This is a genomic window from Chitinophaga solisilvae, assembly GCF_009928525.1.
Classification (GTDB): domain Bacteria; phylum Bacteroidota; class Bacteroidia; order Chitinophagales; family Chitinophagaceae; genus Chitinophaga; species Chitinophaga solisilvae.
Map to the genome: position 1 here is coordinate 204,751 of NZ_JAABOK010000001.1, position 26,845 is coordinate 231,595.

A 26,845-nucleotide genomic window follows, 5' to 3' on the forward strand; every position below is an offset into this window, starting at 1 on the left:
TTTAATGGTCAATGCTTTTAATACACATTATTGGCAGGAGATGTACCACAGGTTTGCCGGGAATTTTTCAGGGCGGTACGGAGGCGTTTGACGGCTCTTGCCAGGAGGTTTGCTACTGTCTGCGAGCTGATACGCAGTTCTGCGGCTATTTCCTTGCGGCTTTTGCTTTGTCCGTATGCCAGTGCAAATATCCTGGCGGCCTGCGGCGGTACCTGGGCCATGGCGCGGAGCAGTTGAAGTTCCAGCTCTTTATTTTCCAGCTGTCTTTCCGGAATATACGAATTTTCCGGGGTAGTTTCTTCAAGGAGCGTTTGTTGCAGCGATACTGCGTGGCGCTTATTGCGTGACAGGTGATTGAGACATTTGTTTTTGATGCAGCGCAGCAGGTAGTTTCTGATGAGGGTGCCATCGCCTTTGCTAAGGGCAGGATCTATGTGTGTGAACAGTTTCTTTTCCCAGAAGGCGATAAAAAATTCCTGTACAATGTCCTGGGCATCGGTTTCATCATTCAGCAGGCTTTCCGCAAGATAACGGAGCGGGTTCCGGTATCGGTTATATACCGTTGCAAAAGCGGCAGGGTCGCCGGTATGCAACTGTTCCAATAGAATTATATCCTGATCGTAGGTTGTCATATAAACAATCACAAGTTGAAAAATACCGTCGCATGAGAATAAGAAATGAAGCTATAAAGCCGGAGCAAAACTTTACAGGGCGCAATCTTAGTAAAAATAGCCACGCGACAGATATATTCTGATGTTATGATTCTATTAATTCCGCTTTGATGTCAGCGTAATGTACTGTTTAAAGATAAAGGAGATCAGGGTTGTTTCCGTGAACAGACTGTTAACGGAAATGTGAATCAGTTGTTAACCATCAATCGCTTACTTCATGTTGCAATTCTTGCCGGATAAGGGTTTCCGCTTATATCAACACCTATATTACGAAATTGTTAAAGCATAGTACTTTTTCTTTCCGTTAATACTTCATTAAGCAGTGGTACATTTTTTTAGGTTCTGTGTATGTATTGCAGTTGTCATGAGAATAAGTTCATCTGCATTGTTAAAGTTACGGAGCGCCCAAATACTCAAACTACCTGTTAAAATTGAAGTTTTATGCAAACAATTTTATTGAGAAGAGGTGGAGTTTGTTTTTCGATGATGTTGTTCTCTTTATTCCTTATCTGTATCTGCAAGGCAGATGAAGTGCTGGCCCTGTACCGTATCGATCCCGGCAGCCGGAAAGTCACCGTTTCCGGCGCCAATCTCCCGCTCCGGTCTGTTTTCAAGGCTATCAAAAGCCAGACAGGTTTTACCATGATGTATAATTCCGATGCTTCCGGTATCAATGGCAGCGAACGTATCAACATCGATTTTCACGAAGAGAAGCTGGATAATGTGCTGGCCTATATCTTCCGGGGAAAGAACCTGGAATGGATGTATAATGATGTAGCCATTGTAGTGAGAAGAAGAGAAAACGTAGCCGCGAAAAAAAACGATAGCAGCGGCACGAAGATACCCCTGCTGGAAGGTAAGGTGGTGGCCGCAGACGGCTCGCCGGTGATAGGCGCTACCGTGAAGGTGAAGGGAACGGGGAATGGCGCTACAACGGATGAGGAGGGGCAGTTTAAAATACTGGCAGTGCCGGAGAATGCGTGGCTGATAGTCAGCTTCATTGGTTATAAAACCAACGAAACAGCTGTCAAACATAAGAAAATGATCGTGGTGCTTACACAGGATGTCAGTACCCTGGACGAGGCTATTGTAGTCGGTTACGGCCTCACCACCCAGCGTTTCAATACCGGCAGTGTCAGCAGGATTACCAGCAAGGACATACAGGATCAGCCGGTGGGTAACCCCCTGCAGGCTTTGCAGGGCAGAATGACCGGAGTAATGGTGACGAATAGCAGTGGGCTGCCGGGATCCGATGTGAGCATTCAGATCAGGGGGATTAATTCCATCGCAGCCGGCCAGGATCCGTTGTATATAGTGGATGGCGTGCCTTTCGGGTCAACACCACTGAATCAGTGGAACGGGAGTCTGCAAACCGCCAGTGGCTCGCTTAGCCCCTTCAACAGCATTAACCCGGCAGATATTGAAAGTATAGAGGTACTGAAAGATGCAGACGCCACTGCCATTTACGGCTCGCGTGCTGCTAACGGCGTAATACTGATCACCACCAAAAAAGGGAAGGCCGGCAGAACAAAGCTGGATATGAATGTATACAGCGGCCAGAGTAAGGCCACGCACCTGGTGCCTACCCTCGATACCAGGCAGTACCTGGAACTCAGAAAGGAAGCATTTACCAGTGACGGTGTTAATCCAACTGCCGGGAATGCGCCTGACCTTAAAATATTTTCACCGGATGCCTATACAGATTTTCAGAAAATGCTGATAGGCAATACGGCAAAGGTGACAGATGCACAGGTCAGCATTTCAGGTGGTAATCAGCATACGCGTTTCTGGATGGGAGGTAACTACAGGAATGAAAGCACCATCTTTGCGGGAGATGCACGGTATATACGCGGAGGTGGTAAGTTAGCGCTGGATCATAATTCCATCAATAACAGATTTGCCGCCAATGTATCTGTCAGCTATACGGCAGATAACAACCGGGGATTGCCTTCCGGATTTAATTTTGCGCTTTATCCGAATTATCCTTTGTATGATTCAACAGGCCGGCTCAACTGGATAGGAGGCTCCAATCCACTGGCCAATACCATGAATACCGCTGTCTCCAAAACAAATCTTATTACCGGTAATGCTCAGTTTAAATATAAAGTTATTCCTTCCCTGAGCTTGCAGCTGAACCTGGGATATAACAGCCAGCATCTGAATTCATTGCTGATGTTTCCTAAGTCAGCTAAAGACCCCACAGCATGGGACAATTACAATGAAGCCAAATTTGGCGATAACACTACCACTACCTATATCATAGAACCACAGGCTAATTATATCAGGGATATAGGACGCGGGCAGCTGCATGTTTTAGCAGGGGGAACCTGGCAATACTCCAATACAAATAGTTTGTTTATAGCAGCAGAAAATTTTAGTAGTGATGCGCTGTTACAGAATTTAAGTTCTGCCGGTAATATCTCACAGCTGTATCCCCCTGCGTCGCTATTTACAGAATATAAGTATTTATCTTTTTTCGGACGCGCTACCTATAATTTCAATGAAAAATATATTGTTAATGCCAGCTTCCGGAGAGACGGCTCTTCCAGGTTCGGACCCGGAAAACAATTCGGCAACTTCGGAGCTGTCGGTGCGGCATGGATATTTTCGAAAGAGCGTTTCATAGAGGATAATTTCCCCATCATCAGTTTTGGTAAGCTCAGGGCCAGCTATGGGCTGGTAGGTAATGATCAGATACCGGACTATCAGTACCTGTCTACTTACCGCTCCGGATCAACCTATCAGGGTAACTCCGGACTATCTCCAGCCAGAGTAACTAACCCCGATTATAGCTGGGAAAGAAACAGAAAACTTGAAGTGGGGCTGGAATTGGGTGCGCTGAAAGACAGGATATTGCTGACAGCTTCCTGGTTCAGCAACCGGAGCGATAATCAGCTGGTAGGTTACATGCTGCCATCCCAGACAGGCTTCTTAAGCTACCAGGCCAACTTCCCGGCACTGGTACAGAATAAAGGCTGGGAGTTTACTTTAAACACCATCAATCATAAATCCGGTGCCTGGATCTGGAAATCATCTTTCAATATATCTTTTACTGACAACAAACTGATCTCCTTTCCCGGCCTCGCCGGCTCATCCTATGCAGATACCTATGTAGAAGGGCGATCGCTGAGTATTGTCAGGGGGTATCATTATCTCAGAATTGATCCGGGAACAGGCGTGCCGGTATTTGCATCTGCCTCCGGAAAAGATACCAGCCTGCCTGCATATGGCACAGACCGGGATATCATGGGAAAAACTATGCCTGACTTTTTTGGCGGACTCAGTAACAGTGTTTCCTACAAAGGCTTTCAGCTCGATTTCCTGTTTCAGTTTGTAAAACAGGAAGGTTATTCACCTTTCTACTGGCCCGGTGTAACCAAGGTATTACCCGATGAAGCGATGAACAGATGGCGCAAACCCGGCGATAACACAGATGTTCCGGTAGCAACTACCCTCAGGGCAAACAACGCAGCAGGAAATGCATATCTGCCTTACATTCTGTCAGACAGGTTCTGGGGAGATGCTTCCTATATCAGACTGAAAAATGTGTCGTTGTCTTACAGCCTGCCGGTAGCCTGGTTACGGCATGCCCGTATGAGCCAGGGACGTATTTACCTGCAGGGCCAGAATCTATTGACCTTCACAGGATATAAAGGTTCAGACCCGGAATCGCCCAGACAACAATACAGCACCCCGATGATAAAAACAATTACCATAGGCACTCAAATCGTATTCTGATGTTCAGGGATTTCAAAGCAATAATTATGAAGAGAAAATATACTAAATGCTTCCTCCTGCTGGCAACCGGTTCCTTGTTTTTATCTGCTTGCACAAAATTAATTGAGGTACAGTCCCCGGTAAATCAGCTGGCAAGCGGTAAAGTGTTTGCAGATGATAATACTGCTATATCCGCTATTACGGATATATATGGCCGTTTCAAGGGGGATGCCTTCTTAACTGCGAATGTTATGTTATGCCCGGCCTTATCGGCCGATGAACTGTCTGATTACAACGGATCTCTGAGAGGATACAACGTTAATAATGTACCAGCAAATGATAATTTCACCAAAGGAATGTGGACTAATTTTTATAAACTTATCTATGAGTCAAATGCATTGCTGGAGGGCCTTTCCGCCAGTAAAAATGTTTCTGTATCACTCAGGAAGCAGCTTTACGGAGAAGGACTTACCATCAGGGCATTCTGCTATTTTGAACTGGTGAATTTTTTCGGAGAGGTTCCCCTGTTACTCACCACCGATGTGAAAGCGAATGCCGTTGCACCCAGGAATGCCGCCGCCGCTATTTATAAACAACTAATCGCCGACCTCACCGCTGCCAGGGATAGTTTAGGGGATGCTTATGTCAGCGCAGACAGGGCAAGGATCAATAAATCTACTGCTACCGCATTGCTCGCCAGGGTTTATCTCTACACCAGCAACTGGAAGGCAGCAGAGGAACAGGCTTCAGCTGTTATCAATAATGGGATGTATACATTGAATACTGATCTGTCAAAGGTATTTCTCAAAAACAGTACAGAAACCATTCTTCAGCTTTGGAATTCCCTCGGATACACACAGCTTGGCGCACAGCTGATTCCCGTTTCGGGTAACCTGAGTTACGCCCTCACGCCGGATTTTATGAATGCCCTTAGTGATAAAGATCTGCGTAAATCTACATGGACAGGCAACGTAGTGTATGGCGGATCTGTTAGCTACTATCCGGCGAAGTATAAATTACGGCAGACAGCTACCGGTCCGGACGCAGAATACTTCATCCTTTTCAGGCTGGCAGAACAATACCTGATCAGGGCAGAAGCGCGTGCCAGGCAGGAGAAAATATCCACCGCACTTGATGATGTAAATACGCTCCGCCATAGGGCGGGAATTGACAGCCTGCAGGTAAACACGCTTTCTGAAATGCTGAATGCCATTGAACAGGAAAGAAGAATGGAACTGTTCGCCGAATGGGGAGACAGGTGGTTTGACCTTAAAAGAACAGGTCGTATTGATGCGGTGATGAACAGAGCCAAACCTGGCAACTGGACACAACATGCGGCGCTCTATCCCATTCCGCAGGTAGAACTGGGAGCCAACCCGGCGCTGACACAGAATAAAGGATACTAGCGCTGACAATAACACTAACTATAACTCAAAATGAAACACTATGCGAATTGGTAGCATGATTGTATTGATGTGGATTTTTTTTATCCCGTCTTCCTTAAAAGCAGCTGGAACTGTATATAGTCCTTTGAAGGTAGGAGATAAGATCCCGGATATTTCGCTGGGCAAAATGATTAACTACAAGCATAACACAGCAAAATTTTCAGATTTTAAAGGGAAAATAGTTATTCTCGATTTCTGGGCTACCTGGTGCGGGGGATGTGTGAAAGCCTTGCCGGACCTGGGGCGTATGCAGGAAAAGTTTGGTGATAAAATAGTTATTATACCGGTTTCTGAGAAAAGAAGTAAGGATGATGAAAAGGGAGTCCTGGATTTCTTAAAGAAACACCAACTGCCCATGTTACCTAATGTGGTAGAAGATGAAGTGTTGCAGCAGCTGTTCCCACATTTTCTGCTGCCGCATGATGTATGGATTGATGAAGAAGGAACAGTGGTAGCCATGACATCTGCAAAAGAAGTAAACGAAGAGAATATATCAGCCCTGCTGGCCAAAAGGCCGCTGACAATGAAAGTGAAAAAGGATAATCTTGACTTCAGTATTGTGGAACCATTGCTGCTTGACGGAAACGGAGGAAATACAACCAGAGCGCTTTACAGTGCGGTATTAACGGAAAGGATTGATGGTATAGGAGGAGGGAATTCCTACCTGCCCGGTGACGCGAAAAAGGGAAATTTTTTCATGTTTCAGAATGCTGACATGTATCAGATGTTTTTTGTACCATACATCATGAGAAAGAACTTTTGCCCGTTTAACGGGAAAAGAACCATGATTGATACCGGAGGCGTGCGGAAGCTGATTAATGAAGAAGAGTTTTATCAGGAAGACAGACCCCGGTATTGTTTCAGTTTAAGTCTGCCGGATGCGGTATCGGATAGCTTGTTTTTCAGGAAGTATCTCCTGGAAGAAGTAAACAGGTTCTTCCCGTATGTGGCCGGTTTTGATACAGCGGTTGTCCCGGCGCTGGTAGTAAGCAAAACCAGGCATCATAAACCGGAAAGTATACTGGCACACGGTGACGGACCACGCAAAATAATCCGTAAGGACGGGGCGGTAGTAAGAATAGAGAACGGAACATTCCGGGATATTATTGATCTGTTGGGGGTTTACCGTGATACACCACCATTGATTAATGATACAGGATATGAGGATCAGAAGATCACAATGGATCTCTTTATTCCCGAGCAGTATAATCATGCTTTCAGCAAGCCGATGGATCTGTCGGTAATACGTGGTATGCTGGGAAAATACGGTTTTGCGGTCACAGAAGTGAATGACCGGCCAGTGGAGGTACTGGTAATAAGTAAACGCAAATAGTGCCTTTATTGCTGATTATACCTGGGCATGGAGACTCCTTCCGGAGTTTTCATGCCTTTTTTCTGGCAGGTTCAGGATTTGAATACCAGTCCCAGTATTCTTCCACCTGCGGAATGCAACCTGCCGCACAATATTTCTGAGGAAGTACAGATAGTACCTACTTCATATACCCTGCCGGTAGTCAGTGTGGTGATGTAGGTGCCAATTGCCTTAACGGTGCTGGCATAGCTGCTTGTAAGGCCCGCCAGGAGGGCAGCAGCTGTAATGCCGATTTTAATCTTTTTCATAAGTGTTGCTTAAAAGTTAAACGGATGTGGAAATTATATTTTAATGTCAGCAATCACCAGTGAACGATGACCAATGCTCACTATTTTGTTGCCGATAGCGGCCAGCTTTACAGGAAGATCCCTGTCTTTTACAGGCAGATAGAAACTGCCGATATACTGTCCTTTTTTCAGATGATAAATATCGATTACGCTGTTGTTTAGGAAATCCGACTTTTTTTCATTGTCTGCCATCAGCCTGGAATCATTTAAGACCACATTGCCATAAATAATACTGTTTCTGTTCACCATTTTTTTAGGTACCACATTGGTGCTGAGGACACCGTTTATCTCTCCGGTTTTAATATTGGGAGCAGTGATGGTATCTATTGTTTTGAATGTATTAACCAGCTGTAAACTGGTGTCAAACAGATAGAAACTGTTTTTGTAGAAGGAGGAATATAACAACAGATTTTCCGGCTTGCTGTACAGCAGAAATCCATCTGTAGAAATACCTTCGTCTTTTAGTATAGGGAAAAAGGAGACTTCTTTTGTAAGTTGGTTATTACTGATTTTCCAGGAAGAAAAGTTCTGGTCTTTTTCGCCGGTAATAAACTGACGGAAGATGAAGCTGCTGTCAGTAACTGCAACGCTGCGGGTATAAAAAGTACCTGGTTTGCGGATAACAGAGGTTTTGCCACTGGACAGATGATAAATAATAACAGCTGGAATATTATACGGGTAAAGGTAAATGAAAGGGGAGTCAACTTCTGCAGTATAGGCATATCCAATCTGCTTCTTCAGCTCTTCAGAAAGACCAAGATTAATGGTGGTTTTATTTTCAAAATGCCAGTCTGTGGCTATGATGGAGCCTATCATCCGGGGCTTGAAATATATTTTTGACTCATTCGCTCCGCAAAGGTCAGTATATGTTTGCGGGTCAATTGTATAGGATCTGGAATCTGTCACAATGCCGGAAAGAAATTTTCTGCTGAAACCGTTCTTATATTCATTCTTTTTATCCGTATTCAGCCATAGGATAAAGAGTACGAGGAAAGCAAGTATCAGTAATCCCAGGCACCTGACTAGTATTTTCATATCAATGGTTTGTTGTATGTTATAAAGTTTGTCCGCCGCGTTCTGAATTTCATCCAGGAGTTAATGTTAATGTTCAGATTTCACCGGCCCCAGTGTTTTGCCTCCAGCTGTATGTAAATGTCCACATAGGATATGATAACCTGTACAAACAGTTCCGGGGGTAAATACGCGGTGTCCGTGAATGGTGGTAATATAGCTGCCAAGAGCTTTGCCGGCGCGGGAGGTAAATGCAGTGATTATACCTGTTAATAGTGCAACTGCGGTAATCCCTGTTTTAATTTTTCTCATTACAGGTAATTTTCAGGAGAATAGTATACCCTTTTACTGAAAAGAAAGGCTCTTCAGCATGCTGAAGAGCCTTTGAAATGATTATTTTACGTTGGTAAATACCGGACCCAGGGTTTTGCCACCAACAGTGTGCAGGTGACCACAAAGAACCTGATTGCCTGTACAAACTGTTCCAGGAGCAAAAACTCTGTGATTTCTGATAGTAGTGATATAGCTACCAGCAGCGCGGCTAGCTTTTGAAGTGAAAGAGCTGATCAGACCAACAAGCAGCGCAACAGCGGTAATACCTATTTTTAAGTGTTTCATAATATGGGATGCTTTTTTAATCAAAAAGCAATAAAAACTTTGAATTGATGAAATGCTTACTTTTTTCTGCAGGTTTTCAGCGGCATTCCTGTTATTACGTAATAAGTTTTAAGAAGAGTATGTTGAATGATTTATCATCCGACAGCCGGGGCTGGCATTTTCTTTTCTTTCCTGTATGATGACACCGGACAGCGCCAGGCAGGTAAAGAAAATGTTAAACCATAAGTGTTGCTGCCAGTTCATGACAGCTGATTTTAATGTAACCTTTTATGAGAAAAGAAGACTCTTAGATACGCTGAAGAGCCTATGAAATGATTATTTTTTGTTGGTAAATACCGGACGAATGATTTTTCCACCAAAAGTGTGCAGGTTACCACAAAAAACCGTAGTGCCAGTACAAACTGTTCCAGGAGGAAAAATTCTATGAGAGACGACAGTAGTGATATAGCTACCAACAGCGCGGCTGGCTTTTGAAGTGAAGGAGCTGATCAGACCAATAAGCAGCGCAACAGCGGTAATACCTATTTTTAAGTGTTTCATAATATGGGATGCTTTTAAATCAAAAGACAATAAAAAATCTGAATTGATAAAATGCTTACTTTTTTCTTCAGGTTTTCAGCGGCATTCCTGTTATTTACGTTATTGGTTATAAGCAGTGTATGTTGACTGATTTATCATCCGACAGCCGGGCTGGCATTTTCTTTTCTTTCCTGTATAATGACGCCGGAGAGCGCCAGGCAGGTAAAGAAAATGTTAAACCATAAGTGTTGCTGCCAGTTCATGACAGCCAATACCCCTCCGCAAGAACAGGGTAGTTGTTCACTGAAGCGCAGCATGGCAAAAATGTAACCCGTAAATAATGCCATGAGGAAAAAGGAGGCGTATAATCCGATGGACCTGTAGCGCTTGAAAAGCAACAGCAGTACTATCAGTAATTCTATTGCCGGAATAGCCCAGGCAATGGTGGCTGCATATTTTGAAATAAAAGGAGACTGTCCCAACTGATTGATGAATGTCTGGTAAGCTATCAGTTTGCTGAGTCCTGCATAGGTAAACAGGCATATCAATGGCGAGGCAATAATTTCCAGTACTTTGTTCTTTTGCATAGCAGTATAATTTTAGCGTTGCAGTTATTTCACCGGAGAGTAGAAGGGCCGGGTATTAAAAGGATCCAGACAACGGATAAGAAATCTTATTATGCCGGCATTACCAATCATCAGATCTGCATGAGGCAGTTCGGGATTGTCTGTAAGCCAGTAATTACCCGCTGCAGTAACCTGTGCCGTGTGCAGCAGGATGCCTGCAAGCCTTTCGGCGCGTTGTTTCCATTTTTCATTTCCGAAAACACGGTATGCTTCCAGGTACACTTCTCCCAGGCCGCTCATGCCATAGCTTTGCGTAGTATTCCTGGTTAACAGGTTTTCCGGGTATCCGGAGAGTGCATTTTCTGCAATCTCCCGGTAAAGGGGATCTCTGCTCAGCTCATATGCCCTGATATAAGCCAGTGTAATACCGCAGGTACCTTTGCCGAGATAGTAATCTCCTTCACTGTCCATTGTGTTATCTTTCCAGAAATGTATGCCGTTTTCTTCCTTCCGTTGGGCAGTGAGCCACTTCAAGGCTTTGAAAGCACTGTCTGCAATAGTTTTGTTTTCCAGGAACTCACTGCATTCGAGCAGGAAAAGAATAATACCCGCTACACCAAAGGAAAATCCCAATATGGTACCGGATTTCCGGTCCTTGCTGAATGTCCAGCTGCCATTACTTTGCTGTGCTTTCAGGATATAATCTGTAAGGTCCTGCAATCGCCTCACGGTAAAGTCTGTATCCAGTGCGTCACTACACTGCAGGACAGCCAGGCCGATACCTGCTGCGCCATTTGCTAGGTCCAGTCCGCCGAGAGGAATGTCCAGCGACCGTTGCAGGTATGTTTTATTAGTGGCATCATCCGGAAATATGCCGGCGCGTATACCCGCATTTAATGCCAGGGCTATTCCTGCTGATCCGGCATATAGCCCCGGAGCCAGCTCCGGCAACAATGCGAGATAATGACTTAACACTATATTCCAGTTCGCGGTAATCTGTTCCGCAGCTGTGGATATATCAAATCCTCTTCCGGAGGCGTACGCCAGCAGATAAATGACACCGCTTACTCCTTCATGTAACCCGGCATAAAATGTTTTATCAAGATGCCCCTGGTTTTTTATGCCTTCCTCGTTTATGGTAGGGGATAACCAGTAATTGAGAGACAACATTTTCGGATGTGTTAATCCTTTGATTGCCTGGATAACGTGCGCCTGTATGCGGTCCTTTTCCGGAGCCTTGAATCCAATGATGTCAGCATCATTTAGCCTGTCCCTGTAAGCCTGCAGCACGGCAGCAATTTCTTCTATCTGTGGTCTGGCTGCCGGATCATGATGAAGACATTGTATGATAAGGTTGGCTACTGTGTTATCATGAATGAAGTAGTGAATATTTTCTTCCATGATTTCAGTATCCTGGCCGGTGAAAAGTAATGGCTGAAAAGAGCTGAAAGTAGCGAGCAGCATAGCACCGATACTGTAAATATCCTGAGCCGGATCCGGGTGTTCCGTATTCTCCTGTTCCGGGGACATATACCCCGGAGTACCCAGTTTGAACGGAGGATCCGGCCTGTTTATTTTTATGTTGTAAGCCAACTCCAGGTCAATCATCACTATTTTTTTCCGGGTGCTTATCATAAAATTGGCAGTAGTGATATCCCTGTGGATATATCCATTTTTATGCAGTATGTCAATATGATCTATTATCTCCAGCAGATAGTTAAGGATCGTTATTTTCGATGAGGTAAGAATTGCGTTCCAGGTATTACTGTTGAATATGAGCCTGTAGTAATCATCCAGACATACTCCTTCCACGAATTCCATTACCAGGTACACATCTCCGTCATCTTCAAAGTAATCGATGATTTTAGGAATCGGTACCTTGTCTGAAAGCTCTTCATGCAGGAACCGCTGCCATTGTAGCCTTTCTGTAATATTACGGCCGTGATCATCTGCAAACATGTTTCTCTTCCCTTCCTTAATCAGGCACCAGTTGAACCTGGTAATGTTTATTCCCTTTATGACTCTACCTTTGGGATCTGGCTTTATAATGATATAAGGCAGATATTTATTCCTGAATATTTTTTTTAACCTGGGTATTTTGAATGCTGTGATTTCCCTGAATGGCCATTTTATACCAGCCGGCATTTTGAATGGCACAGGATAATTGTCTTTCGTCAGCCTTCCTTTGTGATCGTAAATATATTTTCCCGGCAACCCCTGTTCATCCAGTAACACCTGCGGCGTATGCCCTCCATATCTGGTGTACACCAGGTGGCCCAGGTGAATGTCTGTAGGAATAGCAGGGCCAGTGAATCCGGCGGTGGCGGCAATCAGCTCCTTCGCAATCTGTACTGCTGCGGCATCATTTTCCGGGTAAACAGTAATTACCTTCCCCTGATCAGAAATACCGAGATGCCCTTCAATGATATGATCTTTTATGTCTGCAGTTGCAGGAATCCGGAAAGGTAATTGCCTATCCCGAAGAACAGGAAGGATGGCCTGCAGTACAGCAGGGAACTGTTTTTTTATAGTGGATATATGCAGTATCCAACCTTGTACGGCAACCGGCTGCCCGGCTTTCAGGTAAAAGTTTTCCAGTTCATGCGCTATTCCCAGGGCGAGCAGCAAGGCTGCATAGTCTTCGGTTTCCCATGGGATATCCATAGTTGCTGTAATCACCTTTTCTTCCTGAAGTATATTGGTAGCGTTTTGCATATCCATTTGAGCTGATGAGTTAATAATGAATCAGTGAGCCGTAGCGGTTACCACCATGTTTTTTTGTGGTGTACTGTCCGCTGCCGGCGCCGTTAATTTTTCCCGCAGCAGGAAATAATACCATAAAGCAGTAATCATGGTGAATATCTCATACCTGAAAACAATCGGAGAGGCCAGTATACCAAATCCTGCATTGCCGAGGAATAGTATTGCGGATAGTATCAGGCTCCCGTAAAGCTCCGGATGTTGTTTCAGTTGCTTTCTGTATCGTATGGCCTGTATGAAGTAAAGTATGTACAGCACATGAATGATCAGTAACAATGCAGGAAACGGCCAGAGCAGGATTGTCTGCAGTTCCGGGGTTACAGCGCTTATGTGGGTACTCTTATAATCAAACCACTCCTGGGCGCTTTCACTCACTTCACTGGCTCCGGTATTATATATTTCCAGTTTCTCCAGCGGAGGAAGTATGAAATTATAGCTGTTGGGAAGTAAAAAATACCGGAAGAAGGCAATGGGATGATCTTTGATAAGCGCATTGCCATATACTCCGAAGATGGCTGCACTTCGTCCCCACAGCTCTACGATACCCATATCCGGATGTGCGTCTCTTGCAGCAAACAGGTGCTGCTTCAGAGGGGCACCGGGATATTTGATGTAGTATGCGCCTTCCGTGGGAGATACTCCTGCACTTGCTGCGGATACAGTATCGAAGTATGTTTTCACCTGCTGATGAAAGGCCGTACTGATTACTGGAATCTTAATATCATCCACCTTTATGTACGGATACATATACAGCGCATTATTCGCCAGCTGCCATCCGCTGAACAACGAAAACTGTTTGGTACCCGTCAGCTTCTCTGCTTCATTCCTGGAAAAATTCACAAACCCCGCTATCAGCGCTACCGGCAGTACTATTCCTGCAATTTTGTACATGACTGGCCGCCGCGACAACACAAACGCTGCAGCCGTTACCAGCGGATAATACATCGCATTGTACCGGATGGTAAACAGTATGGTCAGCAGTATTCCATGCGTAATTACCTGATGCCATACGGGCCGGTGAATGATCCGCAGCAGCTGTGTAAACCAGAGTATGCTTAACGCCAGAAACAACGGGTCGCTGGAAACGTAATTGCTCAGATACAGGAACAGCGGGTTGAAAAACAGGAACGCAAAGATGATCTGCGAGGTGCTTTTCCCGGGCTGATAAAAGTAGCGCAGGGTGAAGAAGCAATACAGGAAAGATAATTCCAGGAATATATACTGGAAGCTTACCAGCGCTGTATCGGAATGTGTTATCAGGTGAAAGGCACGCAGGAACTTGGAGTATCCTACAGGCCATATGCTGATGTTGGCATTGGTTTGCGCCGCCATAATGTAGCTGTAGGAATCGGAAAAGAAGTCGGCAAAAGGATACAGCAGCTTGAAAATAATCAGTTGCAGCACCATAGCTCCCAGTGCGATGAGGAGGTATTGGCGGTTGGCTTTTTCCCGGAAGATAAAATCTGAAAAGGACTGATTATTTTGAGTCGTTACGTGTTCTTTTTCCATCATTTCTTTTTTTGAACTGGTTATGGCATGCCAATGGCTGTATGCCCTGACGGCATATGGTTTTTTTACAGGCGCAGATATTGAATCCGGTTCCGGCATAGTGCCGCAAACAGTCAACATCACACGTTACAGGCTATAACATGAATAAGAGATATGAGTATACAGGCGTGCCTGCTACGTGATGGTTTTTACAAATGGACGCATAAGCTTAACACTATAAGGGTTTACGCTTTAATGTTATAATGAGGATGAGGTTTTGTTGTTGGCTTAGGTATTCTGATGATTCCAATGTTACGCAATTATTTCCGGCGTGTTATAAAATTGATAATTTTTTTTTAATGAAGACTACAATTTTTAGTAATTCTTTCTATATTTTTTCGGCAATATGACCATTGCGGCGGTAGTCCAGGGGCGTGATGCCGAATCGTTTTTTAAAAGAGGTGGTGAAGTAGTTAGGATTGCTGAATCCTACGTTGTTGCTGATTTCCTTTACGGGTATAGTCGTGCCTGCAAGCAGCTGGGCGCCTTCCTGCAGTCTGCATTCCACGATATAGTTCAGCGGTGATTCCCCGAATACCCGCTTGAAAGCGCGTTCAAAGGTGGATACGCTCATGCCGGCATCGCGGCTGAGCTGTGGTACTGTCAGCGGAGAGGAAAAATGCTGCCGGATGTATTCGGCGATATTGATGATCCTGTTTTCGGTGGACCACTCCCCGGATGTATAAGCCTGGTTCTTACTCAGCGCAGAGATGTATAACACTACCATATCCACGATACGGGCATGGAGGAAAAACTTTTTCTTGACGCCCTGCTGCGGCGATTTCTGCATGCTGTCCAGTACATCCAGTTCTGTTTTGCCCAGGAAGCAGGCCGGTAAAACGGCTGCTTTGCCAGACTGCTGCAGCAGCTTGTAGTTGATATCCCGGAACCAGGGATGCAGATCAGAGAAAACACCTACATAATCAGGAGAGAAGGATACAAACATGAGCTGGTGCGTCCCTTTCTTCAGCAGGATTTCATGCGGCATGTCGGCCGGTACATAATAAAACTGGCTGGTGTGCTGCTGCAGGTTTACGTGCTGATGTTCCCCGTGCAGCTGCCAGCTATGACTGCCCTGCAGTACGCTGCAGAGCGTTACCATCGGCTGCGATACCGTAGTTTCGAGGGTAACGGGGTGGTTGATGAACGAATGTATCCAGTTGATGACCCAGTCGGTGGTACGTATCTCCTGGGAGATAAAACTACCGAAAGGCCCTTCCGTATAGCGCAGCGCGGCTTCACTGATCCGGTGGGGGCTATGTACAGGCGGTAAATCTGATGATGTTTTTACCGCCATTTCCATCTCTACAGGGACCTGAAAATGGATGCTCCCCTGGAATTCTATTGTCAGCATTGCATTACGATTATGTTGAGTAAAGATTATGCAGCAACGGATGTCTGCCTGTTGTATCGGATAGATTATGATAATAGGGCCCGTGGCGCCCCGGTATCAGGGTTTCTTATTCATGGGTTTCTCCTGTTATGCCAGCCCGTTGTATCTGGCTGCTTTGCCTCTTCTGCAATTTATCCGGCAATGCTGCGGTAAACCGGCGGTTATGTTAAGTTTTTATTAAGGATTTGTATATTTATCGCGGCTCTTCTAAAACATGCGCCGTTTATTATATACTGTATAAAAAATCCGCTATATCCTATGTTAAAATTTATCGCCACCGAACAGGCCCTCCCGGAGAACCCGTCCCTCGGGGATTACATCGACCGGCTCGACACTAAGATCAGCAGCCCCGTACTGCGTAATATGGTAGATACCCTTAACAGGCATTACAGCCGTATCCGCTGCAGCGAACATACTTCTGCTACCGCCACCATCGGCATATCATATATGGGACTGGGAAAAGGACAGCTCAACTTTACCCTGCATGACTGCTGCTGCAGCACCTTTAAAGCGAAACTGGAAGAAATGATCGCAGATATCAGGGAAAGAAATCAATAGCTGTAAGCCAGCCTGCAGATCCTAAGTAACCTGTGAACATATGTGTATTAGGAAGTGGTTAACATTTAAACCGGGGGCATTAAGAAGTAGTTAACATTTGCAGCGAAAGGAATCCGTAATATGCACCTGTATTATTCCGGAATAATTTTATCATGTGTTTCTTATCATTCAATGCTTTTAAAACCGAGTAACTATGTTTATGTTTTTTTACTATGAGCAATACCTGAACTATATCCTTGAATTATCCGGATATTTTTAAGGAGACAGGGTATTGACCTGACTAAAGGCTCCATTTCAACTTCCATACGCATAAAAAAAGCCTTCGGCTTTTGTGTTGTACAGTTTAAGATGATATCCTGCCGGCCTGGTGTACCGGCAACCATCATTTATCCTGACAGCACAAAAGCCGAAGGTATATTAAGACATCAGTAGCCCGGATTTTGCAGCATCGCCGTATTACGGCCCGTCTCCACCATCGGCAGCGGGAAGTAATGCATCGGCAGCCGGAAATTATGCCGCGCATTATACGTGATCGGCACTACCTCATATTTATAGGTGCTGCTGCCGGTAGGCGTCATCTTCAACGCCGTCAGCGTCACATTCTGCGTCTCCATCGCTATCATCCATCTCCGCACATCAAAGAAACGCGCATCCTCATAAGCCAGCTCCACCCGGCGTTCCAGCTGGATGGCCTTACGCATCTCTGCCTTGGTCATGCCCGCCTTCAATCCGTACAGTACCGGGTTACCCGGCCTGATGCCCGCCCGCTCACGGATCTCCATCAGCCGCGTATAAGCCAGCTGCGGCGCCGGTGAATTTTCTCCGGCAGCCTGCGATTCGTTCACCGCTTCTGCATGCATCAGCAGTATATCAGCATACCGGATCAGGGGCAACACCCGCTCCGGATTGGTGCCGCCTGTACCATCGGCACTCTCATGGCACATCTTCCGGAAGAAATAACCGGTATGAAATAAAGCAGTATTATATCCGTCAGACGGTGCATTGTAATACGTCCACACCGGCGCATCCTTTTTGTTGGTCACACGGTTCAGCCAGGGCGCGCCATTGTAGATAAAGGTGTAACCAAACCGCGGATCGCGGTTTACAAAAGGATTCTCCGGATTGTAACCGGAGGTGGGGTCATCGATGGATTTACCTTCATTGGTACCGAAATCCTTTACCAGGTTATGCACCGGCAGCGAATTGGAGTTGCCGTTACGGGAAGGCGGCATCACCTGCCGTTCCATGCTGCGGTTCTTATCCGTCATCGCAGCAATGATATATTCTGAATTCTTACGCGTGATGAACAGCTTGTAAAAACCCAGCCCCGGTTTGGAATTATCTACCACCAGCGAATACCAGCCGGTGTTAATAAGGGCTGATAACGCCGTTTCTGCTGCCTGCCATCTTTCGGGCCGGTACACCGGGGCGCTGACATACTTTGCCGCCGGATCTCCCTTGGGCGGATACTGCGCATTGCCACCGTTCATCAGCGGACTGGCTGCATATAACAGGATCTTGGCTTTAAGCGCCATGCAGAAACCCTGATTGGCGCGGCCGTAATCTTCTGATCTCTCTGATACAGGATCAGGCAGGTCAGGACGCGCTGCATCCAGTTCCGATACAATGTATTGTACCATCTGTTCTATCGTGGCCCGCTCATGAATAATACGCTGCGTGGGTGCATAAATGGTGTCGCCTACAATCGGCATACCCCCGAAATGCATCAGCAGCTGCGCATAAAACCAGGCCCGCAGAAAGCGCGCTTCCGCTTTTACCCGCACCTTCAGCTCTCCGGATAACGGAGTGTTGGGCAGATTCTTCAGAAAAATATTTACCCGGCGGATATTATCATAGGATGAATTATAGGCTACTTCATACGGACCGGTGGCATCAGGATTCAGCGTACCCAGAATCACCATCACAGAATTCTGCGTGCCGCCGAACAGCTTAAAGCTGGACTCATCGGCACATTCGGCCAGCCCGTTGGAAGAATAACGCCTGAAATAATTGTTGATGCCCAGGTCTGTGTAAATACCGCCGATCAGGTAATCCATGGTACGCGCACTGTCGGCAAATACGCTGGCTTCATTGAGATTGGTATTGATAACAGGGTCCAGCAGGTTCTTCTTCAGGCAGGAAGAAAAAATACCCATGCCCAGCACCGTCAGCAAAATGATTTGTATCTTTTTCATATCCTATGGTATTAGAACGTTACGTTAATGCCTACATTATAGCTTTTCTGATTCGGGTATACACCGCCTTCTGTATCGGAGCTGATCTCCGGATCCACATCGTAGATATTCCGCCGGAACATCCACGTATGCATGTTGTAGCCGTTGGCATATATTCTTACCGTATTCAGCTTAATCCTGCTGATCCATTGCTTCGGCAGGGAATAGCTGATCTCCGCATTCTTCAGACGGATAAAATCCCCGCGCGTCATCCAGTAGTCGGACGGATTCGTACGTGCGTTACTGATATTATCGACGGTCGACAGCCTGGGGAAGGATGGATTATCCATATTATCCGGCCGCCATGCATTGCGGTGTACATCGCGGAGATTGCCGAAGAAAGGCGTAATCGCTTCTGCAAAAGACATAAACCCGAAATTGGCCTGCCCCTGGAAGGTAACGCTGACGGATATATTACCATAATCCGCGCCGAGCGTTAAGCCATAGGTGGTGGTAGGACTGTTGGCCACATCGAAGTAACGCTGGTCATACTGATCTATCACGTTATCGCCGTTGAGGTCCTTGTAGCGGATATCTCCGGGCAGCGGCCGCACTCGGGGAGCGGGCCCCTTGTTGATCTCGTCGTCATTATTGTAGAAGCCGTCGAACACAAAACCTTTGGAGCGGCCGTACATACCACCTGTCTGCTGCAGCCAGGGATAAGGCGCATTGGCTTCATCCATGAAAATGATGTTGTTTCTGGCAACGTTATAGTTTCCTTTGGCGTTGTAGTTGAATTTGCCGATCCTGTTATGATAGCCCAGCTCCAGCTCAAATCCCCTGGTGCTCATGATGCCTACATTGCTGGGTGGCAGCGGAATGCCTATCATATTGCTGACGCTGTTCCTGGCGGCGAGAATATCTGTGCGGTAGCGGTCAAAGAAATCGGCGGAGAAAGTCAGGCTGCTTTTGAACATATTAAGATCCAGACCCAGGTTGCTGGCACGTTCTACTTCCCATGTCACGTTTTCATTACCCAGGGTGCCTTCGCGTATACCGCTGATGCCTTTATGGTTTTCCCCGATGGAATAGCTGCCGTTGCGGGCATAGTAATATTCATAGAGATACTGGTTCCCTTTGATGTCGTCGCTGCCTACCAGTCCTATGGAGCCGCGCAGCTTCAGCAGGTCCACACTCCGGATCCTGTCCTGGAACCAGGATTCTTCTGCTACGTTCCAGCCTGCGGATACTGCCGGGAAGAAGCCAAAGCGTTTCGATGATTTAAACCTGTCGGTACCATTGTAGGCGCCGTTTACTTCCAGCATATACTTCTTCTTATAGTCGTATCCTACGCGGAAGGTATATCCGCGGAAGTTCTCCGGAAGATCTGCACCGCTGGAGCTGGTAAACTGGTTCAGTAACGCCAGCGCATATACGTGGTGGCGGTTGCGGAATGTGGTGTCGTAGTTCAGTGACAGCTGCAGATTCAGGCGTTTTACTACATCGCCGGGATCATATTCCAGGTTGTATTTGTCGATCCGGAACTGACTGGGATTAAAAGGATCGTAGGTATTATTTTTTGAGTCATAGATGAATGCCGGGAAATTTGTTCTGGTCAGGCTTCTCCTGAAATCCTGGTTGCTGGTGTAACCGAGCGCGCCTTTCAGACTTAATCCAGGCAGGATGAAATGCAGTCGCTGTGCGGCTTTCAGGTTAATCTGTATGTCGTTGGTATAGGTTCTGCGGTAGCCACCCAGGCGCAGCCTGCCCACTACGTTGTTGGTAGGCCCTGTTACACGGCTGGTAGGCGCCGCGCCGTATGAGCCATCCGGATTATAGATAGGATAGGCATGGGGCGGCAGCCCGCGGTAGTCAAATATTTCAAAGAATACGCGGTTGCGGTTGGCGCGGCCGCGGGTGTTAGGCTCATTCCTTTCTCCGAATACGCCGCTGAGGTCCAGGCTGAGATCCAGCGTTTTTGTCACTTTCATATCCAGGTTGGAGCGGTAGGTATATCTTTTAAAATAGTAGTTGGTATTTACTTCAGATGTTTTATCTGTAAAATCGCGTACCATACCATCCTGCCAGATATAGCCGAGGGAAACGAAATACCTCATTTTATCGGCGCCGCCGCGGATGTTCAGTTTGTTGTTAGACTGTTTGGAGTAAGGCTTCATGAGGGTGCTCCACCAGTCGATGTCCGGATGACCATAAGGATCGTCGCCGTTTTTCCAGTGGTCCAGGTCTTCCTGTGTGAACTCCGGCGTCAGGCCATCGCTGAGCAGCGCTTCATTGCGCAGTTTGGCGCTTTCATAGGCATTGAGAAAACGCGGCCGGAAGGTGCTGCCCTGGAAGGCAAGGTCAGAGCGGACTTCAAAGCTCGGCTTGCCCACGGCGCCGCGGCGGGTAGTCACCATGATAACACCGTTAGCACCTTTGATACCGAATACCGCGGTGGAGGCGGCATCTTTCAGGATGGAAATGGTTTCCACCTGATCGGGATCTATGTCGGAGAAATTGCCGGTGTATTCCATGTCGTCCACAATGATCAGCGGGCTAACTGATCTGTCGCTGCCGGCGAAGGTATTCACGCCGCGGATGGTGAACTGGGCGGCATCAGATCCCGGCTGCCCGGTACGTTGCTGCGTAATGAGGCCGGGGAGTTTTCCGCTCAGCGCATTCTGCAGGCTGGCCACGGGCGCCTTGCGGATCTCGTCGCCACTCACCGCGCTGATGGCATTGGTATTGGATAGTTTGGAACCCTGGCCGTAACCCACAATTACTACTTCTTCCAGCCCTTTGGTATCCGGTTGTATGGTAAAGTCCATATCTGTCTGGCCGGGAGGCACTTTGAACTCAGCGGTGAGATAGCCCACCAGGCGTACTACCAGCACTTTCTGTGCGCCGCGTAGTTTAAGGGCGTAGGTGCCGTCCGGATTGGAAACGGTACCGTTGACAGGTACGTCCTTTTCAAAGATGACAGCGCCGGGAATAACGCCCTTGCTGTCTCTCACAGTTCCCTTCAGCGCCTGCACCTGTGCGTTTACCAGCAGCGGCAGCAGGGAACCAATCAGGAAGAGGGTGATGATTATTTTTTTCATAGTATTTTCCTTTTATGATTATTCCCAACCGCGGTTTTGAATCAGGTTGGCGTTGCGTTGCAGCTCTGAGAACGGAACGGGATAGAGGTACATGCGCGGCGCATCAAAGCGGATAGTACCCACGGGTACTTTGCTGTAGCTGAAGGTGCTGTCGGCATTCATCACTATCTTCTGTCCGTACAGTTGTTTATTCAGTTCCTGTTCTGCTGTTTTCCAGCGGCGCAGGTCATAGTAGCGGTGTTCTTCAAATACCAGCTCCACGCGGCGCTCCTGGCGTATCAGTTTGCGGCAGGTTTCCTGTGTAAGACCTATGGGTAACGCCTGCTTGAAACCTCTGTCACGTACCGCCTTCAGGGCGTCAGTCACTTCTTTGACCGGGCCGTTTACTTCGTTTTCTGCTTCAGCGAGGTTGAGCAGTATTTCAGCATACCGGATGATGGGGAAGTTATAGTCCTGGTCAGAATACCCGGATTGGTCTGCGCCGTTGAAAATGAACTTGAGCATGTAATAGCTGGTTTTTGTCTGCACGGTGGCGCCACCCGGTTTATCCAGTCCGCCTTCATAGGTTTGCAGGGGGCGTTTAAACCAGCGCATGCCATTATACATGAATATGGTGGCAAAGCGGGCATCCCTGTTTTTCGCCGGCTGGTCGGGATTATAACCGGAGGAAGGATCGGTAATGGGTTTGCCGTTGGTCATGAGAAAGGCTTCTGCCAGGTCCTGGGTAGGACTTGTCAGGCCTCTGCCGGCGGCCGATTGCGTGAATCCTACCGGGCCGTTGTTTTCGCCGATGTCCCTGGTTTTACCACGCAGGTAGGGGAGGATAATATCCAGGTTGGTGTTGCCTCTTTTCAGAAATACGTCGCGGTAGTTGGTACCGAGCTTGTAATAGTTCAGGGCTACTACTTCGCGGGCCGCCAGGGCGGCGCGTTTCCAGCGCTCTATGCTGTAGTCGGGATAGCCGCTCACCCGTCTTTGCTGATCGCCGTTACCGATGTTGCCACCATTGAACAGGGGGCTGGCAGCGTATAGGAGCACCCGTGATTTCAGCGCCATGATGATGCCCTGCGTGGCGCGGCCGTAGTCGCCTTCGTCCAGTGTTTTCTCATCACGGGCAATGGGTTTGATGGCATCCAGCTCTCCCACAATGTATTCAATACAGTCGGAGAATGAATTACGGGGAGGATTGATTTTATCCGTATAGGCGTATACGTTATCACCTACGATGGGAACGCCGCCATATCTTTTAACAAGTTCAAAATAGAAGAGCGCACGGAGGAAGCGGGCTTCCGTTTTCCAGTAGGCGCGTGTATCCGCCGCTTTGGGTACGCGGTCTACTTTTGCCAGGAATACATTCACCTTGCGGATGGCGGTATAGTTTTTACCCCAGGCATCATCCGGGTTGAAAACAGCGTCCAGCCTGCCGTAGATGAGGTTGTCAATGTTACCGCCATTCTGGGAAGGTACGGCATCGTCGGTAGCCGCATCCAGGATAGCGCTGCCGGCGCCGGTGAATCCGCCGCCGATGCGGTTGAAGCCCTGCGGCATCTGGGCATATATATCTGACAGAAACTGTTCTGAATAGTTACCGTTTTTATCTACCGGGTCGAAGATGTAATCTTCATCCAGCATCTCCAGCGGTCCTTCTTCCTGTACCGGCTTCTTACATGCGGTAAAGGCCAGTACAGCTGTTACGGGTATCAGCAGTAGTATTTTTTTCATAGTGTAACAGATTAGAATTTGATAGTAAGACCTGCACTCATGACCTTCTGAATAGGATAGCCCCAGACGATATTTTCAGGATCGGCATCTTTGAAAGGAGAGAAGGTGAGGAGATTGGTGCCGTTCAGGAAAACCCGTGCTGTAGCCAGTTTTACACGACGTAACAGGGGTGCCGGCAGGTTGTAGCCCAGTTCCACATTCTTCAGCCGCATATAGCTGGTGTTGCGGATCCAGTAATCGGAGCTGCGGTGATTGTTGATGTTGGTACCTATGCTCAGCCTGGGGTAGGTAGCGGTGGCGGCATTTTCCGGCGTCCATCTGCCCAGGTGGTGTTCATATGCCTGCCCCAGGCCATTCAGCTGAAACTCCCAGCGGGTAACTACTCCTACGGTCTCGTAGCGGTTCGCCACTCCCTGCAGCAGGACGCTGACATCAAAATTCTTCCAGGAACAGCCGAAGGTGGCGCCATAGAATACCTGCGGCTTACCGGGCATTATCGGCGCCATGTCATACTGGTCAATCTTGCCGTCATTGTTCAGGTCCTTGTATTTAATATCGCCGGGAACAGGCTGATAGCCAAATGGTTTTGCGCTGTTGCTGATTTCCTCCGTTGTCTGAAACAGGCCATCAGAGAGGTATCCGAAGGCAGTGTTGACTGGCTGGCCGGTGCGGTTCATCCAGGCGTACCGGTTAGGCACTTCGTCGTTGAATACAACGGTTTTCTTCAGCATACTGAGATTACCGGAGATGTAATAATGAAAGCTACCTGCCTGCGACTGCCACGCGGCGGTGATGTCAATACCCCTGACGCGGTTGATGCCGAGGTTTTCCAGCGGATAGGTAAGTCCGGAAACCAGGGTGGCGTCGCCGCGGGTCTGCAGCAGGTCATACATTTTAGTGTGGTATCTTTCTATGGTGACTGACAGCTTACGGTCAAAGAAAGCCATATCCAGCGCGAGGTTCATCATATTGCTCCTGGCCCAGCTGAGCTGCGGATTGGCCTGGATGCCTTCCCGCACGCCGCTGAAGCCGGTGGCGCTGTTACCGAAATTGTAACCGCTGCCGCCCTGGTAATACTGGAGGTAGGCGTAGTATCCGGCATCGCTGGCATCGCCTGTGGTGCCATAGGTAGCGCGCAGCTTAAACTGGTTAAGCCAGTCTGCCCGCAGGAAGTTTTCCTTTGCGAGATCCCATCCGGCGCCGATGGCAGGGAACCAGCCATAACGCTTGTTCTTCGGATAGCGGTTGGTACCACTATAGCTCATCGCCAGCTCCAGCATATATTTTTCGCGGTAGTTGTATTGTATGCGTCCGGCGCTGCCCAGAAAATACTGCGGCACCTGGTTGCCGGTGATGCGGTTATCCTTGCTGGCATTGAGTAATATATTGAGCCCGTGTGCCCCGTACTGCCGGGTGTATCCCAGTTGTGCTTCCGTATACAGGAAACGGTTGGTGGAAGTACTGCCGGTGCTGTTAGCCATATCCCCGTCGTTACCAAATTTGAGGTAGGAGGGAGTTGCGTCGCCTTTGCCGGGTATGAGCTGGTATACGGCAAATGATTTACTGCGGTTGATCTGTTCGGTGAAGGTGGTAAAGAAAGAAGCGGTGGCTTTGGCCCACAGCCCTGGTGTAACATCCTGCAGGTTGATGCGCACGTTTACGTCCGCATTGAGGTCGCGGGTAAACTGAGTGCGGTAGCCTGAGTGTACCGTTTGCCCGTAGAGGTTATTGGTCCACAGGTTGGTGCCACCCAGCGAGCCATCCTGGTTGATAACGGGATAGGCGTTGTTGGGCGTAAACAGGAGGTTGGACAAGGTCGTTATTGTCTGCGCGCCAGGCTGATTCTCTGTCTGTATACGGCCGAACAGGTTAACAGATGCACTGATGCTGCGGTTGAGTTCAAAGTCAACATTAGAGCGCACGATATACCGGTTGTAGTCTGCGTTGGTTTTATATTTATTGATGTCTGCGGATTTGAACATCCCGCCTTGCTGCAGGTAGTCCAGGTTGACAAAATATCTGGCAACTTTGCGTCCGCCGCTGAGGGTCAGGTCAAACCGGTGAAAGGCCGTGCGTTCCCTGATGATCTGGTTCCACCAGTCTACATCAGGATGTCCGTAGGGATCTGTTTTATTTTTCCAGGCGTCGAGGTCTGACTGCGTATAGGCGGCAGGTTTACCATCGTTTGCGAGGGCTTCGTTATACAGGCGGGCATAATCGTAGGCGCCCAGTGGCTTAAAGCGGTTGACAGGTGTTTGTATGCCTGACTGTGCGGAGAAGGAGATGCGTTGCGGGCCTTCGTGTCCGCGTCTGGTGGTAATCAGCACTGCGCCGTTGGCGCCGCGGATGCCCAGCATGGCGGTAGCCAGTGCATCTTTGAGAACGGTGACAGATTCAATTTCCTCCGGGTTCACAATCATCATAGGACGATCGGGATTGCCGTCTACAATAAGGATAGGATCCATCCCGCGGAGCTGCATACCGAATGCTTCGTTGCCCGGTTCACCGGAGCCCTGGAAGATGCGCGCGCCGGCAAGGCGGCCGTTGATCAGTCCCAGGATGTGGTTGGACGTGGTTTTGCTGAGTTCCGGGGTACGCAGTTCTCCGGATGATTGTACCTGCAGTTGCCGGGGCTGCACATCATTCAGCAGGTGATAACTGTTCTCTGCGGCATGCGGATTTTCCTGCAGCACTACTTTCCAGGGAGTGAACTGCTCCACTGTTTTTTCCAGCGGCAGGTAGTTGTGCAGGGAGAATACAAGGGTGGCGCCACGTTCCGCGCGGATGCGGAATTTTCCTTCCGTGTCGGTCACAGTGGCGGCATCGCCGGATTTAATGCGGATGGCGACGTCTGTTAACGGTTTCCCATATACGTCAATCACCTCTCCGGTGATGGTTTCGGTCTGCTGCCAGGTATGCAGACGTGCTACAGCGGCATGATGCCCGGTGCGGTGTGTTTCCGGCATTCTGTGTACAGCAGGCCGCGCATGAGCGCTGATACTGCCCGGCAGCAGGCCGGTACATGGTAACAGTAGCAGGAATCTGACGTGAAAATTTCTCATCAAAACGCAGTTTTGTCAGTGATTATTGGTTGTTTCTTATTACGTGCAGCGCATACGGATAGCCGTCTCCGAAGCGCCTGTCCGGAAAATACAGTCATGGGAAGTCCACTCCGGATAAGCATCCGGATTACTTCAGGGTGGTAATAACGATGTGTTGCTAAACGTCAGGGACCATGCTATCTGCTACATTTCATTCGGCAGAGATCTATTTTGGTTGCTACATTATTCTTTCATTTAACCGTGGATCTGTTTCTTCGTTTTCATCAGGCTGATAAAATGCAAACGATTGCATTCTGGTTTGAAATAAATAAATATTTCCGG

The 26,845-nt window shown here is 47.8% G+C and carries 18 protein-coding genes; 4 read left to right on the forward strand and 14 right to left on the reverse strand.

Annotation, left to right across the window (positions count from 1 at the left end; all coding sequences use genetic code 11):
* Nucleotides 1–17 precede the first annotated feature (17 nt).
* Nucleotides 18–632: a sigma-70 family RNA polymerase sigma factor gene (locus tag GWG06_RS00655; protein ID WP_160710803.1), complete on the reverse strand. Its 615-nt coding sequence runs from the start codon at nt 630–632 to the stop codon at nt 18–20.
* Between the two features lie 480 nt (nt 633–1,112).
* Between GWG06_RS00655 and GWG06_RS00660 the strand changes: the two genes are divergently transcribed.
* Genes GWG06_RS00660 through GWG06_RS00670 form a run of 3 tightly spaced genes read left to right on the forward strand, consistent with a single transcriptional unit; the run spans nt 1,113 to nt 7,166 of the window.
* A complete protein-coding gene (locus tag GWG06_RS00660; protein ID WP_160710804.1) occupies nt 1,113–4,409 on the forward strand; it encodes a SusC/RagA family TonB-linked outer membrane protein in 3,297 nt (1,098 codons plus the stop codon).
* 26 nt (nt 4,410–4,435) lie between these two features.
* Nucleotides 4,436–5,794: a RagB/SusD family nutrient uptake outer membrane protein gene (locus GWG06_RS00665; protein WP_160710805.1), complete on the forward strand. Its 1,359-nt coding sequence runs from the start codon at nt 4,436–4,438 to the stop codon at nt 5,792–5,794.
* Between the two features lie 40 nt (nt 5,795–5,834).
* The gene (locus tag GWG06_RS00670; protein ID WP_160710806.1) at nt 5,835–7,166 is read left to right on the forward strand and encodes a TlpA family protein disulfide reductase; all 1,332 of its coding nucleotides are present in this window, start codon (nt 5,835–5,837) and stop codon (nt 7,164–7,166) included.
* Nucleotides 7,167–7,237: 71 nt separating this feature from the next.
* Here GWG06_RS00670 and GWG06_RS00675 read toward each other — a convergent pair whose 3' ends face one another.
* The 9 genes from GWG06_RS00675 to GWG06_RS00715 form a co-directional block, all read right to left on the reverse strand.
* The gene (locus GWG06_RS00675) at nt 7,238–7,453 is read right to left on the reverse strand and encodes a hypothetical protein (RefSeq protein WP_127033820.1); all 216 of its coding nucleotides are present in this window, start codon (nt 7,451–7,453) and stop codon (nt 7,238–7,240) included.
* A 33-nt stretch (nt 7,454–7,486) separates the two neighbouring features.
* Complete coding sequence (locus GWG06_RS00680; protein WP_160710807.1) at nt 7,487–8,527, reverse strand: hypothetical protein; 1,041 nt, start codon at nt 8,525–8,527, stop codon at nt 7,487–7,489.
* A 66-nt stretch (nt 8,528–8,593) separates the two neighbouring features.
* Nucleotides 8,594–8,815, reverse strand: coding sequence for a hypothetical protein (locus tag GWG06_RS00685; protein WP_160710808.1), 222 nt, complete (start codon nt 8,813–8,815; stop codon nt 8,594–8,596).
* An 81-nt stretch (nt 8,816–8,896) separates the two neighbouring features.
* Complete coding sequence (locus GWG06_RS00690; RefSeq protein ID WP_160710809.1) at nt 8,897–9,121, reverse strand: hypothetical protein; 225 nt, start codon at nt 9,119–9,121, stop codon at nt 8,897–8,899.
* A 315-nt stretch (nt 9,122–9,436) separates the two neighbouring features.
* A complete protein-coding gene (locus tag GWG06_RS00695; protein ID WP_160710810.1) occupies nt 9,437–9,661 on the reverse strand; it encodes a hypothetical protein in 225 nt (74 codons plus the stop codon).
* A 134-nt stretch (nt 9,662–9,795) separates the two neighbouring features.
* Nucleotides 9,796–10,227, reverse strand: coding sequence for a MauE/DoxX family redox-associated membrane protein (locus GWG06_RS00700; RefSeq protein WP_160710811.1), 432 nt, complete (start codon nt 10,225–10,227; stop codon nt 9,796–9,798).
* 24 nt (nt 10,228–10,251) lie between these two features.
* Nucleotides 10,252–12,927, reverse strand: a complete 2,676-nt coding sequence (locus GWG06_RS00705) for a class III lanthionine synthetase LanKC N-terminal domain-containing protein (protein WP_160710812.1) — start codon at nt 12,925–12,927, stop codon at nt 10,252–10,254.
* A gap of 24 nt (nt 12,928–12,951) precedes the next feature.
* A complete protein-coding gene (locus GWG06_RS00710; protein ID WP_160710813.1) occupies nt 12,952–14,475 on the reverse strand; it encodes a hypothetical protein in 1,524 nt (507 codons plus the stop codon).
* Between the two features lie 367 nt (nt 14,476–14,842).
* On the reverse strand, nt 14,843–15,868 hold the full coding sequence (locus GWG06_RS00715) for a helix-turn-helix transcriptional regulator (RefSeq protein WP_127033839.1): 1,026 nt from the start codon (nt 15,866–15,868) through the stop codon (nt 14,843–14,845).
* Between the two features lie 297 nt (nt 15,869–16,165).
* Here GWG06_RS00715 and GWG06_RS00720 point away from each other — a divergent pair, with 297 nt between their 5' ends.
* The gene (locus GWG06_RS00720; RefSeq protein ID WP_160710814.1) at nt 16,166–16,465 is read left to right on the forward strand and encodes a hypothetical protein; all 300 of its coding nucleotides are present in this window, start codon (nt 16,166–16,168) and stop codon (nt 16,463–16,465) included.
* A gap of 425 nt (nt 16,466–16,890) precedes the next feature.
* On the opposite strand, the gene GWG06_RS00725 is transcribed toward GWG06_RS00720, so the two are convergent.
* From GWG06_RS00725 to GWG06_RS00740, 4 genes are read right to left on the reverse strand one after another with little or no spacing between them, the layout of a single operon-like run.
* Nucleotides 16,891–18,660 carry a RagB/SusD family nutrient uptake outer membrane protein gene (locus GWG06_RS00725; RefSeq protein ID WP_160710815.1) on the reverse strand — a complete coding sequence of 590 codons (1,770 nt, stop codon included), beginning with the start codon at nt 18,658–18,660 and terminating at the stop codon, nt 16,891–16,893.
* A gap of 11 nt (nt 18,661–18,671) precedes the next feature.
* A complete protein-coding gene (locus tag GWG06_RS00730; RefSeq protein ID WP_160710816.1) occupies nt 18,672–21,740 on the reverse strand; it encodes a SusC/RagA family TonB-linked outer membrane protein in 3,069 nt (1,022 codons plus the stop codon).
* 18 nt (nt 21,741–21,758) lie between these two features.
* Entirely contained in the window at nt 21,759–23,462 is a 1,704-nt protein-coding gene (locus tag GWG06_RS00735; protein WP_160710817.1) for a RagB/SusD family nutrient uptake outer membrane protein, read from the reverse strand.
* A gap of 11 nt (nt 23,463–23,473) precedes the next feature.
* A complete protein-coding gene (locus GWG06_RS00740; protein WP_160710818.1) occupies nt 23,474–26,524 on the reverse strand; it encodes a SusC/RagA family TonB-linked outer membrane protein in 3,051 nt (1,016 codons plus the stop codon).
* Nucleotides 26,525–26,845: the final 321 nt, after the last annotated feature.